At 64.6% G+C, this 18,031-nt stretch carries 14 protein-coding genes and 1 pseudogene; 6 read left to right on the top strand and 9 right to left on the bottom strand.

The genetic code is table 11. The features are described from left to right. Positions 1-12 precede the first annotated feature (12 nt). The gene (locus tag ABE464_RS07520; protein ID WP_346471424.1) at positions 13-1,371 is read left to right on the top strand and encodes a TolC family outer membrane protein; all 1,359 of its coding nucleotides are present in this window, start codon (positions 13-15) and stop codon (positions 1,369-1,371) included. A 398-nt stretch (positions 1,372-1,769) separates the two neighbouring features. Here ABE464_RS07520 and ABE464_RS07515 read toward each other — a convergent pair whose 3' ends face one another. From ABE464_RS07515 to ABE464_RS07495, 5 genes and pseudogenes are all read right to left on the bottom strand, one after another. Further along, positions 1,770-2,279, bottom strand: coding sequence for a hypothetical protein (locus ABE464_RS07515; protein WP_346471423.1), 510 nt, complete (start codon positions 2,277-2,279; stop codon positions 1,770-1,772). 38 nt (positions 2,280-2,317) lie between these two features. Then, positions 2,318-2,476, bottom strand: a complete 159-nt coding sequence (locus tag ABE464_RS07510) for a hypothetical protein (protein ID WP_346471422.1) — start codon at positions 2,474-2,476, stop codon at positions 2,318-2,320. A gap of 428 nt (positions 2,477-2,904) precedes the next feature. Next, a pseudogene (locus tag ABE464_RS07505) lies at positions 2,905-3,080 on the bottom strand (transposase); the annotation flags it as partial. 602 nt (positions 3,081-3,682) lie between these two features. Beyond that, positions 3,683-4,270 (bottom strand): hypothetical protein, encoded by a 588-nt coding sequence (locus ABE464_RS07500; protein WP_346471421.1) that lies wholly within the window; start codon positions 4,268-4,270, stop codon positions 3,683-3,685. 528 nt (positions 4,271-4,798) lie between these two features. Continuing rightward, entirely contained in the window at positions 4,799-5,254 is a 456-nt protein-coding gene (locus ABE464_RS07495; RefSeq protein WP_346471420.1) for a hypothetical protein, read from the bottom strand. A gap of 803 nt (positions 5,255-6,057) precedes the next feature. Here ABE464_RS07495 and ABE464_RS07490 point away from each other — a divergent pair. Continuing rightward, complete coding sequence (locus ABE464_RS07490) at positions 6,058-6,726, top strand: hypothetical protein (protein ID WP_346471419.1); 669 nt, start codon at positions 6,058-6,060, stop codon at positions 6,724-6,726. Positions 6,727-6,883: 157 nt separating this feature from the next. Further along, a complete protein-coding gene (mgtE, locus tag ABE464_RS07485) occupies positions 6,884-8,266 on the top strand; it encodes a magnesium transporter (RefSeq protein WP_346471418.1) in 1,383 nt (460 codons plus the stop codon). Between the two features lie 48 nt (positions 8,267-8,314). Here mgtE and waaA read toward each other — a convergent pair whose 3' ends face one another. Further along, positions 8,315-9,613 (bottom strand): lipid IV(A) 3-deoxy-D-manno-octulosonic acid transferase, encoded by a 1,299-nt coding sequence (gene waaA / locus ABE464_RS07480; protein WP_123730243.1) that lies wholly within the window; start codon positions 9,611-9,613, stop codon positions 8,315-8,317. A 95-nt stretch (positions 9,614-9,708) separates the two neighbouring features. Here waaA and ABE464_RS07475 point away from each other — a divergent pair, with 95 nt between their 5' ends. Continuing rightward, complete coding sequence (locus ABE464_RS07475) at positions 9,709-10,629, top strand: LpxL/LpxP family Kdo(2)-lipid IV(A) lauroyl/palmitoleoyl acyltransferase (RefSeq protein ID WP_019183794.1); 921 nt, start codon at positions 9,709-9,711, stop codon at positions 10,627-10,629. A gap of 19 nt (positions 10,630-10,648) precedes the next feature. On the opposite strand, the gene ABE464_RS07470 is transcribed toward ABE464_RS07475, so the two are convergent. Genes ABE464_RS07470 through ABE464_RS07460 form a run of 3 tightly spaced genes read right to left on the bottom strand, consistent with a single transcriptional unit; the run spans position 10,649 to position 13,277 of the window. After that, positions 10,649-11,893, bottom strand: coding sequence for an O-antigen ligase family protein (locus tag ABE464_RS07470; protein WP_346471417.1), 1,245 nt, complete (start codon positions 11,891-11,893; stop codon positions 10,649-10,651). Between the two features lie 58 nt (positions 11,894-11,951). After that, entirely contained in the window at positions 11,952-13,064 is a 1,113-nt protein-coding gene (locus ABE464_RS07465) for a glycosyltransferase (RefSeq protein WP_346471416.1), read from the bottom strand. Positions 13,065-13,079: 15 nt separating this feature from the next. After that, complete coding sequence (locus tag ABE464_RS07460; RefSeq protein WP_019183790.1) at positions 13,080-13,277, bottom strand: zinc-finger domain-containing protein; 198 nt, start codon at positions 13,275-13,277, stop codon at positions 13,080-13,082. 394 nt (positions 13,278-13,671) lie between these two features. Between ABE464_RS07460 and ABE464_RS07455 the strand changes: the two genes are divergently transcribed. Next, positions 13,672-17,028, top strand: coding sequence for a GH92 family glycosyl hydrolase (locus ABE464_RS07455; protein WP_346471415.1), 3,357 nt, complete (start codon positions 13,672-13,674; stop codon positions 17,026-17,028). Then, the gene (locus tag ABE464_RS07450; protein WP_346468629.1) at positions 17,025-17,723 is read left to right on the top strand and encodes a basic secretory protein-like protein; all 699 of its coding nucleotides are present in this window, start codon (positions 17,025-17,027) and stop codon (positions 17,721-17,723) included. The genes ABE464_RS07455 and ABE464_RS07450 overlap by 4 nt, the downstream gene beginning before the upstream one ends. Positions 17,724-18,031: the final 308 nt, after the last annotated feature.

Below are 18,031 nucleotides of genomic sequence, written 5' to 3'. Positions count from 1 at the left end.
AAGGAAGCCGCAATGATCCGCCGATCCCTCGCCCTTGCGCTGGCCGCCGCCCTGCTGCCGATGACCGCCTCTGCTGCCGACCTGCTGCAGGTCTACGAAATGGCGCGCAATGGCGATCCGCAGCTCTCGGCTGCCGAGTCGACCCGCCTGTATGACAAGGAAGGCGCCGTGCAGGCGCGCGCAGCATTGCTGCCGCAGCTCAACGGCGAGGCCTCGCTCAACCGCAGCCGCACCAACCCGAACCATGATCTGACCTCCAGCTCGTTCACCACCAAGAGCCGGAACTACACGATCAACGGCAGCCAGACGGTCTTCAACTTCACCCAGTTCGCCAACCTGCGTTCGCAGCGCGAGCTGAGCAAGGCGGCGGACTTCACCCTGGATTCGGCCAACGACGACCTGATCGTGCGCACCTCGGCGGCGTACTTCAACGTGCTGGTGGGCATTGAATCGCTGTCGGCCGCGCAGACCAACGAAGCCGCTGCCAAGAAGCAGTTCGACTTCGCCGACAAGCGCCTGGAAGTGGGCCTGGCCCCGATCACCGACGTGCACGAAGCCCGCGCCCAGTACGACCAGGCCCGTGCCAACACGATCATCGCGCAGAACACGCTGGCCGACGCCTACCAGGCGCTGACCGAGCTCACCGGCCAGCCGGTCAACGACCTGCGCGCCCTGCCGGCCGATTTCCGTCCGGAGCTGCCGGCCAAGTACGCCACCATCGATACCCTGGTGGCCGAAGCCGTTGCACAGAACCCGGCACTGAAGGCGCAGGAACTGAAGGTCAACGCCGCCGAATCCGGCGTCTCCGCCGCCCGCGGCGCGCACTACCCGACTCTGTCGCTCGGTGCCACCGCCGGCAAGTCGGCCAGCTGGGGCGATGTGGTCGGCGCTGACAGCTTCAGCCCGGACCGCCGCACCAACAGCGTCGGCCTGACCTTGAATGTGCCGATCTTCTCCGGCGGCGCCACCCAGTCCGGCGTGCGCCAGGCGCTGGCCCAGCGCGACATCGCACAGGACGGCTACGAGCAGCAGAAGCGCGCCCTGGACCGCAACACGCGCAATGCCTACCAGACCCTGGTGGCCGGCATCAGCGAAGTGGAAGCGCGTCGCCTCGCCGTCGTGTCGGCACAGAGCGCCTATGACGCTTCACAGGTCGGCCTGGAAGTCGGTACCCGTACCGTGCTGGACGTGATCCAGAACCAGCGCATCCTGTTCTCCGCGCAGCTGGACTACGCCAACGCCCGCTACACCTTCCTGCAGAACCGTCTGCAGCTGGGCCAGGCGGTCGGCACGCTGGATATCGCCGAACTGCAGGACATCAACCGCCTGCTGACCCAGAAGGCCGCCACGCCGAGCACCACCGTCAACTGATCGACGGCGCAGGGCGAGACATAAAAACCACCCGCTTGCGGGTGGTTTTTTTATGGGTGCTTTTCAAAAGCGATTGATCGCGGAAGATGCACTTGAATATGGTGGAGAACACGAACGCGTTTCACACCCCATGACCTCATGGCACAGCTTCAGCTCAACCACTACTCCGCGCGAACAAACATTTTTTGGCGGACTCATCTGGCGGGGCGATTCACACAAAAAGCCCCGACCAAGGCCGGGGCTTTTTGCTGTACCTGGTGCCGGAAATAGAAATCGAACTTACGACCTACGCAGTGAGAACCAAGCCATCTGAACCCCAGAAACTGATCTCGGCCACCCGCATGCAGGGAAAGGATGCAGGCCAGACTGGCCCTACGGCTGGCTGCGGACAATGATGACTACGGTTCAATGCCGAACATGAATATGACAGCATTGCCCGTTGAAACACAGGAAACAGAGCCACCTAAAGATAGGCCAGAACCGGTCGGATTCTCCATCGCGACTTGCCAGACAGACTCCTCAAGATCCATATCCTCGTCCGTAGCAACCAACTCAATGACTGAGTCCCCCATAGAAAGAACAAGTCGACCATCGGAATCGAGGTCAACACCGGAGATTTCAACGCCGATCTTTCCATAGACCTCAGGAAGAAATCCCTCTCTCCCCACAAAGAAATCAGCATTCCCGGGATTACTGGAAAAGGTGCGGCCATCACGAAGAGTGGCTGCACAGGAGAAGCTCAGATCCACGTACAGCGATTTACCAGGACACGCCCTGGTGTTAATTAACCTCAAAATTACCTGAAGGCTGCTGACGTTGAATGAATCAAGATAGGAACCAAGCAACATCCTTTCCAAGCTCGAGCGGGCCGCCGCCACATCAACTTCAATCCTCTCGATTCGCGCCATCACCGTTTCTCTCGATAGTAAACATGACTTCACGTGCGTCAGACCGAACAAATACGAAGAGCCTCATAAATCACCTCTTGCGCCTGATCCCCACTCATCTTCGCCGTTTGGATCATCGCTTCTATATAGCGATGCTTTTCGATGTCCACTGGATAAGGACGGGCGACGGACAGAAGTCCTTCACTGCCGATATCCAATACGAATCGCTGATGAACGTCCCAGCGTAAGCTCTCCCGTCAAGAAGACACCTCTAAAGTAGAGCCTCTGGCGTGAGCGGCACGGTACCCGACGGGACTCATGCCACTGAGTGAGTCATGCGGGAGGATCTCGTTGTAGTCCAGCAGCCACTCAATGCGCTGCCTCGCACACGTCGCCGAGACGTGCGCAGGTGTTGATCCAGTACCTCCTCTTGGAAGGTGCGATTGCAGGGTTCGATGAAGGCGTTCTGGCTGGGCTCTACAGGTTAGATGTATCGCAGCGCTACGCCAGAGAGCTTGGCTCACTTGGTAACACTTCGCCAAGGAACTCAGGACCGCTGTCCGACCTTAGAACGTGCGGCAGTCCGTGATCGCGTTCATGAACCGAACGCGGCAGACTCTGTCTCCCATCCGGATCCGTGAACTACTACGGATTCCCGCTGGAAGACCTGCTCAGCCAGCAGCTTCTTCAGTCGGGCGTTCTCCGCCTCCAGGTCATCGAGGCGCTTGGCGCCGGGCATGCTGATGCCGCCAAACTTGCCACGCCAAAGGTATTACGAAGCCTCGCTGAAGCCGTGCTGCGGTAGAGGTCCATGATTGGCATACCGGCCTCAGCTTCGCGAAGGCCACTCAATATTGCTGACCTTTACTGGGTATGGCGCCTTTCCGTGACACTTGAGGATTGGAGTGAATTGCAAAATTGCTAGGCGCGAACGGCATGCCAACCAAGAAGGAGGTTGAAGCCCTTGCCCGCCTGGAGCAAAAAAATTGCGCCCTCGTGGAGCACGTTTACTTCTATCTCGAGTGCGTGGCCCCGACAACGCAAATGAGACATTGCAACTTCTGAGCTCCACGTCAGATGATTTGCGCGAGTGGGAATATCAGATGGAGTACGACGTTGGCTGGATGTTGGCGAAGCGGGAACTGGACCTACTACAGCCTTCTCGCTCTCACTAGCCGCGAACGTTCATTGAGCTTAAAGGGCAATGGATACACTCAGGCTCAATGTTTAGTCCATCCATTGGTTAGCTGGGAAACGCGAGCAGCGCCAATTTTTTCTGATGGCTAACGACCGAAATCACTGTTTCAAGTCTCCATTCGGGCCTCGTGCCACGATACGCCATCGCAGCTACGTTTCCGACGCCCTAATCACCTTGGCACACAAACTGCCCGCCACTTGGCGACCCTACCTGCTTAGAGCCTGCTCTACGAGCTTGGACCGGAATGCACGACAACGCCATGCACACGCAAGTCCGGGGGCGCGTCGCATCCCACCGAGCTTTCGTCATGGAAGCACGCTTGCGGAAGTGCAGCCATGTCCATCTCGAAGACTACTTTTGAGCGGTTGACGAAGTTGGCATAGTGCCTGCCATCTTCATTTCCCGTGACTAGACGACCGTCCGGGTAGGCAGTTTTCAGAGCAGCCAGCGTGGAGCCGACGCCAAGTCCCTTCTCATCTTCAAATCCCTCCGCGATAGTCCGCAGCCGTTCTATCCTGCCGCCGTCAAACCAGCATTCGACAACCAAGCCGTCGGGTAGCGAGACGTCCATGACCATGTATTCTTCTCCTTCCTGCATAATCGAGCGTTCAATGATGGGATGCCCGGTTGCGAAAAGTTGGTCTTTGGTCATTCCAGTACGCAGGCCCGCAAGGGAGCCACTACTGGCGTCAATGCTTGCTATCAAGGGGACAGCTTCATCAGGCGCTTGCTTCGGCACGGCCAGTACGTCGGAGGGAGCAGGGCTGCATGCCACCAGCATCAGAACCCACGCTCCCCCGAAGATGATTTTCATTTTTGGGGATTCCAGTCAGTGAAGCGTCCCTGCGTTCCATCTCGCTTAAGATCTACATGCACGCCACGCCCATCAGTGTATTGATTGACCCGATTGAATTCGCCGGAGCCATGGGCCACATCAGCGGTCTGCTTAGGCGTATTCCCTTTGATCCGTACATCTGCCGCGTTGTCCTGCAGGTGCTGGCTCCGACTCGCGCCGTTCACCGTTCAGTTTTGCTCCACCGTTCTTTGGCCACTGGCCACTGGTCACTGGTCACTGGTCACTGGTCACTTCGATATTCTGACCGGCTTTATCACTGAAGTTAAGAAGTTTGGTTGTTACTTCAGGCCCGGGATTGGCCAGCGTGCCACCCAATGACTTCTGGGGAAGAAGGGTGATGGTTCCACGGGCTTCCGTCCGCGTTCCATGGACGATTCCATAACTCGAAACAAAAGTCCCGCTGCGTTGCACCCTCGCTGTGGATCTGGATCCAGCCGCCACTATCGTAGTACCGCTGTTTTATTCGCGATACCAACTGCCTGCTCGCTACCGCATCTGCTGAAACGTTACGCTCAACTCATTCTGATCTCGAGACTCAACAACACTTATCTTAAATTGCTTAGACGGAAACTCGCTCTGTAGTTTCGCGCTCCACATGTCATGGACTATATGCGCCAGGCGAGTAGTGAAAGAAACAGGAATTCCTGGCAACATGCCATCAATATTCGTGAAGTTGCACCAGTACTCGACCTCACCCTCCGAAAAACCCTGCGATTTCAGGAGCGGCACCTTGTCCTTCTTTGACGCAAGTACGATCAACCCTCCCACTTCTAGAAGCTGAGGCCATAGCCATCCAACCAATGCACCTAGCACATCGGTTGTCATCCTCCCTTGCACAACCTGAGCATGAATGTAGTCAGAGAAGTCAAATGCACCGGCATTGGCATCGACCCACTGAGCAAAGTCCGGCATATCCTCAACCATGCTGTAGTCCTCAACCATGTCATCAACCTCCAGGAATTTCTTCTGGGCGCGCCGGCCTCACTTCCGGCTTGCTCGGATACTGCTGGCTATTTGAGGCAGTATTCAGATGCATCTCTTTGACGTTCGGCCTCTTCCCACGGCTCCTTCGCGGTGTCCCGCGCGTGGACAGCAGACATCATCAGCATCAGCAAAGCGCCGATAGCAGCATGCTTCATCATGTTCCCCGAAGTTGGACATCCATTTCCCATGCGACTCATCCGCATACGCCGGCGCTGCAAGATTCGCAGAAGGCAGGTTGGTTTCGGGGACGAAGCCGGACAGGCACACCACCACCTTGCGGAGTAGAGCACCTCCAATACATCCACTTCAAGTTTGTTCAGCTTTGTTTTTTCTATTGCGGCCGCTTGATTGATTGGTTCGCCATAGGGCCGGTCGCGACAGTCTGCCGCACGTTGCAACGCCGCTCTGCCTAACCGACCACCACTAAAAACTCCCCACCAGTAAGCACTCTCAACCGCGACCAGGCACACAGAACGCAGTCAAACGGCAGAAACCTGTTGACCTGACCTTGCCGGGTGACTATGGTCCGCCCCGCACCACCTTCCCTTTCCCTCCAGAGGCCCCCTCCTTGGACAGTCATAGTCGATCTCGTTGCTGCTCCTGAGCCGACGGACCCACTGACCCCAAGGTCGGTTCCGTCCGCACAGGACGGGGCCCACCGGCGCAGCTGACACGCTCGCCCGCCTCGCATCATCCGTATCGCCGTTCCACCGACCCCAAGAAGGGTGCCGCTGGCGTTTCCGTTTGCCTGGAGATTGCCCATGCACGTTTCCCGTGTGTTCGCCCTGCCGCTCGTGGCCGTGGCGATGCTTCCGTTCGACACCCGCGCCGCCGCCAGCCTGATGGTGGATGACGCCTCGATCACCGATGCCGGCCGCTGCCAGCTGGAAAGCTGGGCCCGCCACACCGATGCCGGGGCGGAGTGGACCGCCGTACCGGCCTGCACCTTCGCCGATACCGAGTGGTCGCTCGGCGTGAGCCATCAACATGCTGCCTCGTCCACGCAATGGGCGCTGGGTGCCAAGCGCGTGCTGCGCGACATCGACCAGCGCCGTTGGGGCCTGGCGCTGAGTGCGGGCATTGGCAGCGACTGGCGCCACCTGCGTGGCGATGACTGGGGCATCAACGCGCCCCTGACCATTGCCCTTGGCGCCAGCGATCGCACACTGCTGCACCTCAACCTGGGCTGGGCCCGCACCGCCGGCGCACGCGGCCGTACCGATGGCATCGGCCTGGAAATCGTCACCGCGCCGCACTGGTCGCTGCTGGCCGAAACCGCACGTGACGCGACACGCCAGCGCAGCAGTCAGTTCGGTGTCCGCCACGAACTCTGGCGCGGCGCCAGCGTGGATCTGCTCGCGGGTCGTGTCCACCACCAGCGTGACGGTCACTGGATCACGCTCGGCTTCAACCTGGCCTCTGCACCGTAACGCCCTGCGTGCCGCCTGACGGCACCGATCGACCGGACCGCGCGCACGTCAGCACACGGCCCATGCACCCACCGATACCTGCCCCGCTCGAGCCCTGCCCGTGCGTCGGCCTTGTGTACCTCAGCGCACTGCGCTGCTTTTTTGCTGGAGAACCACCATGAACCGCGAAGACCTCCTGTTCTCGATCCGCACCCTCTCGCTCTCGCTCGACACTGCTGGCTTTGTCAGCATCGTCGCGACCACGCATCCGTCCGACCTGGTCGATGCGCTCGACGCACTGAGCGTGGACAAGACACTCCCCTTGCTGATGATGCTCGAGCCGCAGGCACGTGCCGAGCTGTTCGCTCACTTCACCGAGATACGCCAGGATCAGCTGCTGGCCGCGATGGCCCGCGAAGCGGTCGTACAGCTGTTCGAGCACATGCCCTCGGATGATCGCGCCGACCTGTACAACCGGCTTGGCGATGACGCCAAGCAGAAGCTGCTGCCGGCGCTGACCAAGGTCGAGCGCGACGACATCCTCAAGATGGCGTCCTACCCCGAAGGCACGGTCGGCTCGTCGACCACCTCCGATTACGTGTGGGTCTCACCGGAGATGACCGTGGCGCAGGCGCTGGCACATATCCGCGCCACGGCGCTGCACAGCGAGACGGTGAACATCCTGTTCGTGCTCGACCATACGCTGCGGCTGCGCGGCACGGTGGCCCTGCGTGATCTGGTGCTGGCCAACGAGAACCGCACGATCACCTCGATCATGCATGAGCAGCCGGTCGCCGCGAAGGCGCACTGGCCCAGGCTGCAGGCCGCCGAACTGATCCGTCGTTACGATCTGCTCGCGCTGCCGGTGACCAATGGCGGCGACCGCATGATCGGCATCGTCACCGTGGACGATGCGATGGACATCGAGAAGGAACAGGATGCCTCGCAGCTGGCGCGCTTTGGCGGCACGGTCAGCGGCAACGGGAACGATCTTGATGTGCGCAGCACGCCGCTGAAGCAGATGTTCCGGGTGCGTGTGTTCTGGCTGGCGATCCTGACCTGCTTCGGCATCGTTACCAGTACGTTTGTCGCCGCGCAGGAGGAGCTGCTGTCGCAGGTGATCGTGCTGGCCGCCTTCATCGCCCCGATCGTGGACATGGGCGGCAATACCGGCAGCCAGTCGGCCACGCTGGTGATCCGCAGCATGGCGCTGGGCGAGCTGAAACTGAGCTGGCGCGATGTGTGGTTCGTGATCCAGCGCGAACTGCCGGTCGCGGCGGGGCTGGGCATCACCATCGCCGTACTCGAAGCGATCCTGGCTTACTTCAGCAAAGGTGTGGGCATGGACGTGCTGCTGGTGGTGGGCTCGAGCATGCTGGTGTGCACCGCGTTGGGCGGCATCATCGGCGCGCTGCTGCCCTTCGCCGCACGCCGCATCGGGGCGGATCCGGCCACGCTGTCGGCACCGATGATCACCTCGGTCATGGACCTCATCGGCGTGTTCATCTACTTCGGGTTTGCATATGCCTTCCTGGGGGATCTGCTGGTCGCCGCGGGCTGATGGATCGGCCGGCCTGGTCGCCCTGCAAGGCGGCCAAGCGGGTCGCGATCACGCCACCGGCGGCGGCAACTGCGGGGCGATCAGGGCCACGGTGCGCTTCAACGCGCCACGGCCGTTGCTGACCAGCTCGCAGCCCGCACGCGCCATGTCTTCGCGCGCCTGCGGGTCACGCAGCAGGGTCAGCAGCGCATCGCCGACCCCGTTGGCATCCTCGGCGATCACCACCGCACCGGCTTCGCGCATGCGCCGGGAAATCTCGGCGAAGTTGTGCAGGTGCGGCCCGGTGACCGCCGCCGTGCCCATGGCCGCGGGCTCCAGCAGATTGTGGCCGCCGATGGCCTGCAGGCTGCCACCGACGAAGGCCACCTGCGCACAACCGTAGAACGACATCAGCTCGCCCAGCGTATCGATCACGAACACATCCGTATCCGCCTGCGGCCACTGCTGCTGGCGACGCGTGGCGACCTTCCAGCCCTGCTCGCGGGCCAGCGCTTCCACCCGCGGGAAGCGCTCGGGATGACGCGGCGCCCACAACAGCAGCAGGCCCGGCACCGCTTCGCGCAGGCGGCGGTGCAGATCGATGGTGGCCTGCTCTTCGCCCTCATGCGTACTGGCGGCGATCCAGACCGGGCGCGTGGCCGGCACCAGATCATGGAAGCGCGCGATGAAGTCCTGCACGTTCGGTGTGGCGATATCGAATTTCAGATTACCCAGCGGCTGCACCTGTTCAGGGCGGGCACCGAGCTGGATGAACCGCTCGGCGTCGTCGGCCGACTGCGCGGCCACGCAGGTGACCGTGCGCAGTGCACGTCCAATCAGGGCACTGAGCAGCCGGTAACCGCGCAGTGAGCGCGCCGACAGGCGGGCATTGAGGATGTAGACAGGGATCTTGCGGTCGCGGCAGCCGAACAGCAGGTTCGGCCACAGCTCCGTTTCCAGGATCAACGCCAGGCTGGGCTTGAAGTGGCCCAGGAAGCGGCCGACGCTGCCCGGCACGTCGTAAGGCAGATACACGTGATCGACCGCATCGCCCCACAGTGACCGGACCCGCTCGGAGCCGGTCGGGGTGATCGTGGTGATCACCCAGCGGATGTCCGGACGCAGCGCACGCAGCGCGTTCACCAGCGGCGCAGCGGCATTCACCTCACCGACCGAGACCGCGTGCAGCCAGACCCGGGGCTGGCCGCTGGAGTGCGGATAGGAGGCATAGCGCTCATCCCAGCGCTGGAAATACTCGCGCACCCGGAAGCCCCGCCAGACCAGGTGGTACACGGTGATCGGCAACAGCAGGTACAGCACGGCCGAGTACAGGCCGCGCAGGATCCATTCGACAGGGCTTTTACGCATGCGCAAAGGATACGGGAGCGGCGCGGCGAAGACACGCCGCGCTGTCGTGATGGCCCTGCCGGGACGCATCCGGGCGCATCCATTAGAATCCAGGCATGTCCGATAACGCTTCCACTGCCACCCGGCCGTCCCTGCGCAACCCGCGCCACTGGCCGACCTTCGCTTTCATGCTGGTCGCCTTCGCGATCGCCCGCCTGCCGTGGATGCTGCAGCGCGCGCTCGGTCGTGGCGTCGGCACGGTCGCCTACCGGCTGGCCAGCAGCCGCCGGCGTGCCGCCGAGGTCAACTTGAAGCTGTGCTTCCCCGAGAAGGACGACGCCTGGCGCCAGCGCCTGCTGCGCGACAGCTTCGACGCGCTGGGCGTGGGCATCTTTGAATTCGCCCGTGCCTGGTGGGGCAGCATCGACAGCATCCGCCCGCAGGTACAGATCGAAGGGCTGGAGCACCTGCACCGCATGCAGGCCGAAGGCCGTGGCGTGCTGCTGGTCTCCGGCCACTTCATGACGCTGGAGATGTGCGGCCGCCTGCTGTGCGATCACGTCGAGCTGTCCGGCATGTACCGCAAGCACCGCAACCCGGTGTACGAGTGGGCGGTGAAGTTCGGCCGCCTGCGCTACGCCAAGGCGATGTACGCCAACGAGGACATCCGCGCCACGGTGCGGCATCTGAAGAAGGGCGGCTTCCTCTGGTATGCGCCGGACCAGGACATGCGCGGCAAGGACACGGTGTTCGTGCCGTTCTTCGGCCACACTGCCTCGACCATCACGGCCACGCACCAGCTGGCACGGATGACCGGCTGCGCGGTGATCCCGTATTTCCACCGTCGCGAAGGCGGCAAGTATTTCCTGAAGATCGGCGCACCGCTGGAGAATTTCCCCAGCGAGGATGTCGAGGCCGATACCGCCCGGGTCAATCAGGCCATCGAAGCCATGGTGCGCGAGGCCCCGGACCAGTACCTGTGGATCCACCGTCGGTTCAAGCGTCAGCCCGGTGGGCGGAGCGATTACTACCGGTAACGCCGGACGTTTTCCGCGGTTACCGGTCGTCTTTCGCCAACAGGCTGCCCGCATACAATGCGGCCAACAGCAGGGTCAGGCCGCCCCAGAAAGTCGAATAGAACGCCAAGTGGGTGTTGAGCGGGAACACAGTTACCGCCAGTGCCAGCATCGCCGGGCGTGCATGCTCCCGCGCCTGCGGCGGGGCGAACCGCCATGCGCGCCAAGCTTGAGCCACGGCGGCCAGCCACAGCAGCAGGCCGAGAATGCCGGTTTCGGACAGGATCTCAAGCAGGATTTGGTGCGCGTGCAGCGCCGGTCCAGCACCCCACACGTCCTGCGTGGCGGGGGCCGGATTGCAGCCCGGGTAGGCATCGCGGAAGCCACGTGCGCCGACACCATTGATCGGGTGTTGTTCGATCATGCACGCCGCTGCGGCCCAGATCTGGGCGCGCCCGGACAAGGCCTGATTGACGCCGTCGTTCTCGCCTTCCCACGCCATGGCGGTACGCGCGACGCGGTCACCGACCTGGGGCACGCTCACGGTGAGCACGACTGCCGCGACCGCACCGACGGCGACGCAGGCCAGCAACCCGCGCACGCCGATCAACCGCCAGCCGGAGAACACCAGCACCAGCGCATAGGTCAGCCACGCCGCGCGCGAGCCCGCCAAGACCAGCACGACCCCCACCGCGGCGGCCACCAGTGACCAGCCGAGAATGCCCGCACGCCGAGAGGCGGCGAACAACAGGAACGACGAGAGGCTGGCCAGCACCTGGCCGAATTTGAGGTTGCACGGGCCGAGCACGCCGCTGAGGCGATCCGCCGCCGCCATCTCCTGCGGTGAACACAACCCATGGCCACTGACCGCCCACTTGAGCTGGTCCATCGACCAGAACAGCGGGCTGCTGCCGACGATCGCCTGTGCCAGCGCATCCACCGTCCACAGCCCGGTGATCACCGCCAGCCCGCCCAGCGTCAGCGCGCGCCGCTGCGGGGTGGCCACGGCAATCGCCACCAGCCACATGAAGGGCAGATAGCGCAGGCCGGCAGCGGCTTTGCGCCATGCCGTGCCGGGATCGATCGCATCAAACGCGGAGAACGCCTGCGGCAACCAATAACCAAGAAACAGGATGCTGGTCAGCGCCCAGGCCGGGCTGCTGAGCAGGCGCTGATTGCCCTGCAGCCGCAGCTGGACCATGCGCACCGCCGCGTACAGCGCGCCAAGCACCAGCACGCCCTCGGCGATGCCGGGCAGCGGCCACAACGCGACGAACGCAATCACCCACCACGGGGCCCAGCGGCCCGCGCGGGAGCCCGGCGAACCGGGAAGGACGACGGGCTCAGCTGATGAGGGAGGTATAGAGCTGGAGCGTGTCACGCTGCATGGCCTGCAAGGTAAACGGAATCCGCGTCGGCAGTGAGGGCGGCTGCAGCAGCAACTGCTGCGCGCGCGCCAGCAGTGCATCAGCGTCGCCCAAGGGTACCGCGCCGGAGGGTTGCAGCTGAGTCAACAACTCGCCGACGCCGCCATGGTTCCAGCCCAGCACGGGGCGACCCACCGACAATGCTTCGACCACGGTGCGACCAAACGCTTCGGCTTTGTCCGACAACTGCAGGACCAGATCACTGGCTGCATAGGCCTGCGCGATGCGCGAGGTCGGCGCGGTCATCAGCACCGCATCGAACACGCCAAGGCTGCGCGCCTGCGCCTCCAGTTCGGCGACATAGGATTCGCGACCGGGCTCGCGCGTGCCTGGCATCCACAGCGTGGCCGGCACACCGGCGGCGTGCAGCCCGGCCAGCAGGCTCAACGCATGGCGATGCCCTTTCAGGCGGGTGCCACGGCCAGGCAGCAACAGCAGCGGCGCATCGCCGGCCAGCGCGGGATGCTGCTCGCCCACGGCCAGGCGCGCACGGCGATCCTGCCGGCCGACGCGTGGAAATTGCGCGACATCGACACCGCGGGGTATCACCTGCAGGCGCTCGGCCGGCACGCTGGGATAGTGCGTGCGCACGAACTCACGCACGCTGTTGGAGACGCAGATCACGCGCTCGCCGCTGGTCATCACCGCGCTGTAGCGGCCCGGCGAGTTGAGCCCGTGCACGGTGGTGACCCAGCGCGGACGGGTCGCCGCCGGCAGGTTGCGCACGGCGTAAAGGCCCAGCCAGGCCGGCAGACGTGAACGCGCGTGCACGATGTCCGCGCCCACTTCGTTGAAGAGATTGCGCAGGGTCAGCACATGGCGCAGCGTCAGCAGCGACTTGCGGCCGATATCCAGCGTCAGGTGTTCGGCGCCACTGGCAAGCAACGGTTCGACCAGGCGCCCACCGGCGGACACGACGATGGCCCGGTGGCCGGCGGCCACCAGGGCGGAGGCAATCTCAAGGGTGGAGCGTTCGACCCCGCCGGAGTGCAGCGCCGGCAGCAGCTGCACCACGGTCAGTCGGCGCACAGTGTGGTCCGCGGATCAGTCGGCGAGCACGAACACGGCGCCGCAGTACGGGCACGCAGCCTCGCAGTTGGGCTCGTCTTCGATCGGCAGGTACACGCGCGGGTGCGAGTTCCACAGCGCCATTTCCGGCGTCGGGCAGCTCAGCGGCAGATCGCTGCGGTGCACGGTGTAACGCTTCTCGGCATTGGCGGGCGCGGTGGCGGTATGGCTCATGGCGTGGACACACAAAGGGGGTTGCGAGACCGCCGATTCTAGCATCTGGCGACTGCGGACGGCCGCCGGAGCGAAGCGGCCCGGGTTGGGACGGCTGGCTCCTCGTCCAACCGACCACCTATGTTTTTAAATCGATCCAAATGCATTGTCAACAATGGCCAATGAAACGAATTTGCGGGATTTAGATCGAACTAATTGCACTTGTCAGCGCCCGTTCCCGTGATGCAGGATCGACCGGTACCGATCACTGACCCGATCGCCTGCCCGCCCCCCACCGGACATGCATCGCCCCTTTCCTGCCGTCTGCCGTCTGCCGATGGCTGGGGCGACGCCGTCCGCCGTGGCCATCGATGCGGGTCCTGCCTGCCGCCTGCCCTTCTCGGGAGACCCTTGCATGACCCTGTCCGACCTGCACCCTGCCCGCCGCGCCCTTCCCCTCGCTCTGGCCTTGGCCTGCGCCTCGATCGCTCTGCCGGCCGCTGCGCAGGGCCTGCAGACCTCGTTCGAGCCCGGCCAGCCGGCCCCGGCCGCGGCTGCCAGTGACAGCGCCCTGCAGGTGCGGGTCGGTAGCGGGCCGGCCGCGCCCTATGCCGCCAAACCCGGGGTCGGCTACAGCGGCCTGCATGCGCTGCACTACGCCAGCACCGGCGGCCAGGCGCGCCGCCAGCTGTTCAACACCGATCTGGTCATCGAGGCCGAGACCACTCTGTCCTGGCTGGTGCTGCCCGAGATCGTCGGCAAGGACACCGTGGCCTCGACCTACGTCTCGCTCGATCTGGTGCTCGACGACGGTGCCCGCGTCTCGGCCAGCGCCGCGCGCGACCACCACGGCGTGGCGCTGGGTGCGCGTGCCCAGGGCGACTCGAAGACGCTGTACCCGCAGCAGTGGGCGCGCAAAGCCGTTCGCCTGGGCGATACCCCGGCATTGCGCGGGCGCCGCGTGGTCGCGCTCGAGCTGGAAGTCGCCAGCGCCGACGGCGCGCCGGTGGCCGGCTGGATCGACGATGTCCGCCTGGAGGCGCAGCCGCGCAGCACGCCGCAGCGCCCGTCGGACTGGGTTCTGACCACCCGGGGCACGCAGGCCAACGGCACCTTCTCGCGCGGCAACAATTTCCCGGCGACCGCCGTGCCGCACGGCTTCAACTTCTGGACACCGGTGACCGATGCCGGCTCGCTGACCTGGCTGTACCGCTGGAACGAACAGAACGACGCGGCCAACCGCCCTCGCCTGCAGGCGCTGGCGCTGAGCCACCAGCCCAGCCCGTGGATGGGTGACCGCCAGACCTTCCAGGTGATGCCATCGGCGACCCGTGGCGTGCCCGAGGCCGACCGCAGCAAACGGGCGCTGAGCTTCTCGCGCGACAACGAGCAGGCCCGCCCGTACCGCTATGACGTGCGCTTCGACAACGGCATCGCCGCCTCGATCGCACCGACCGACCACGCCGCGATCTTCCGCTTCGCGTTCCCCGAAGGCGGTGACGCCAACCTGCTGTTCGACAACGTCGACGCGCGCGGCGGCCTGACTCTCGATGCCGCCACGCAGACCTTGAGCGGCTACACCGATACGCGCAGCGGCCTGTCCACCGGCGCCACCCGCATGTATGTGGTGGCCAGCTTCGACCGCCCGTGGCGCAGCAGCGGCACAGTGAACACCGGCCGCCCGACCGGCTACATCAAGTTCGATGCGGGCACCGACCACCGCGTCTCGATGCGCATCGCCACGTCGCTGATCTCGGTCGAGCAGGCGCGCCACAACCTCGCGCTGGAAGTGGCGGCTGCCGACGATGTGGATCGCGTGGCCGCGCGCGCACAGGACGCGTGGGATCAGCGCCTGGCCCGCTTCGACGTGGGTGATGCCACCGACGACCAGAAGACCACGCTGTACTCCAACCTGTATCGCCTCTACCTCTATCCCAATTCCGGCCATGAGAATGCCGGCACCGCAGCGGCACCGGACTGGCGCTATGCCAGCCAGGCCAGCGCCTCGGATGAGAACACCGACGGCAGTTCCACGCGCAGCTTCGCGCCAGTGCGCGACGGCAAGGTGTACGTCAACAACGGCTTCTGGGACACCTTCCGCACCACCTGGCCGGCCTATGCGCTGTTCACCAAGGACGATGCGGGCGCGCTGGTACAGGGCTTCATCGAGCAGTACCGCGCTGGGGGCTGGGTCGCCCGCTGGTCCTCGCCCGGCTACGCCGACCTGATGGTGGGCACCAGTTCGGACGTGGCCTTCGCCGATGCGTGGCTGAAGGGCATTGGTGGCTTCGACCCGCAGGAGGCCTACGCTGCCGCACTGAAGAACGCGACCGTGGTGCCGCCGGATCGCCATGTCGGGCGCAAGGGCATGGACCGTTCCACGTTCCGTGGCTATGCCACCGCCGATGTGCACGAAGGCATGTCGTGGACGATGGAAGGCGCGCTCAACGATTTCGGCGTGGCCAACATGGCCGAGGTGCTGGCCACCCAGGCCGATACGCCGGCCGCGCGCGAACGCTATGCGACCGAGGCCGATTACTTCCGCCACCGCGCCGGCACCTACGCCACGTTGTTCGATCCTGCCGCAGGCTTCTTCCAGGGTCGCAAGCCGGATGGCAGCTGGCGCCTGGACGCCAAGGACTATGACCCGCGCGTGTGGGGCCATGACTACACCGAATCCAACGGCTGGACGTTCGCCTTCACCGCCGCGCATGACGGCGAAGGGCTGGCGGCGCTGTACGGCGGCCGTGAACAACTGGCGGCCAAGCTGGACACCTTCTTCGCCACACCGGAAACCGCCGATGCTGCGTTTGCCGGCTCCTACGGCGGCACCATCCATGAGATGACCGAAGCGCGCGATGTGCGCATGGGCATGTACGCGCACAGCAACCAGCCGGCGCACCACATCCCGTGGATGTACCTGTATGCCGGGCAGCCGTGGAAGACCCAGCAGCATGTGCGCGAGATCCTCTCGCGCCTGTATCTGGGCAGCGAGATCGGCCAGGGCTATCCGGGCGATGAGGACAACGGTGAGACCTCGGCGTGGTACCTGTTCGCCTCGCTGGGCATCTACCCGCTGCGCATGGGCGCCCCGGAGTACGTGATCGGCTCGCCGCTGTTCCGCCATGCCCGCGTGGAACTGCAGGGCGGCGCGGTGCTGACCGTCAACGCGCCGGAGAACTCGGACCGCAACATCTACGTGCAGTCGCTGAAGGTCAACGGCGCCCCGTGGACCAAAACCTGGCTGCCGCACGACCTGCTGGCCAAGGGCGCCACGCTGGACTTCGTCATGGGCCCGGAACCCTCGCGCTGGGGCAGCGGCCCGGACGATGCGCCGCGCTCGCTCACTGCGCGCGGCCAGCAGCCGGCCCTGCTGCATGATCTTCTCGGCACCGGCGCGACCGCCCAGCTCGGCGATGGCCGCGCGGCGGCTGCGCTGATCGATGATGATGCTTCCACGTCACTGCCGCTGGGTAGCTCAAGCACGATCACCTTCAGCAATGTCGCGGCGGGTACGCCGTCGATGTACACGCTGACCAGCGGCAACGGCCCGATCCGCGACGGCGACTGGACGCTGGAGGCGCGCACCACCGGTGGCCGCTGGTTGCAGGTGGACCAGCGCCGTGGCGAAGCCTTTGGGTGGGCCATGCAGACCCGACCGTTCCGCATCGCCCACCCGGGCCGCTACGCCGAGTACCGGCTGCGCATCGGTGCACCGGGTCGCCTGCAACTGGCGGAAGTCGAGCTGCTCGCCCCGGCGGCGGTGCGATGAGGACTGCCCTGCCCATCACCCGGTGCCTGCTGACCGCCCTGCTCGTCACCGCCGGGCTCGCCGATGCACACGCATTCGAGACCACCCAGACCCGCGAGGGCGTGACCCTGCACTACCGCGACGCCAGCGATGCGCTGGCCGCGCCTGTACGTGAGCGGATCATCGAGACCTTCTTCGGTGCCTATCTGCGCGAGCGCGCCGATTTCCATCCGGCCGCACCGACGCAGGTCGGCATCGTCATCGACCCGGCGTACGACGGCATCGCCTTCGTCGGCGAGAAGGCGCAGGCGGCGACGATCACGATCAATCCGGCCTGGCTGGCCAAGCACCCGGGCGACATCGATCTGGTCACGCATGAGGCGATGCACATCGTGCAGGGCTACCCGGAGTACGCCAATGCGCGTGTGCCGGGCTGGCTGGTGGAAGGTATCGCCGATTACGCCCGCGACCGCTATGGCAGCGACAACGCCGGGGCGGGCTGGGCACTGCCGACACAGGTCAAACCGGAGCAGAACGTCGATACCGGCTACCGGGTCACCGGTGCGTTCCTGGCGTGGAGCGAGGCGCAGCATCCCGGGCTGGTGAAGGCGCTTGATGGTGCGCTGCGCGAGGGCCGCTATACGCCGGCGTTGTGGGAAACACTCAGCGGCGTGACGTTGCCGGCCTTATGGGCGCAGTACGTGCGGACACGCTGATTACTGCCGGTGGCCGGTCGGCGTCTGCCAGGAGCCGGCCAGCGGCCGTCACTACCGGTGCCATCGGTGCCGTCTTCAGCGCGCGCCGACCAACCCGGCGTACAGCGCGAACAACTGCTGGAAATACCGCTTCGTCCGTTGATGGCGCATGACACCGTTCCCGTGGCTGATCGTGGAGGATCTGGTCGGGCCCAGGGTGGCGACGCCCCCACCGGAGCGCCACCACGGCCGGGCCGCGTGGGGGTATTGGGCGCTTGGGACGTTGCAGGACGGTGACCGCCGTGCGGCGCGGGTGTGGCAGATACACA

It is taken from the genome of Stenotrophomonas sp. TWI587 (assembly GCF_039674145.1).
Classification (GTDB): domain Bacteria; phylum Pseudomonadota; class Gammaproteobacteria; order Xanthomonadales; family Xanthomonadaceae; genus Stenotrophomonas; species Stenotrophomonas maltophilia_AY.
This window is presented reverse-complemented; position numbering and strand designations above follow the sequence as displayed.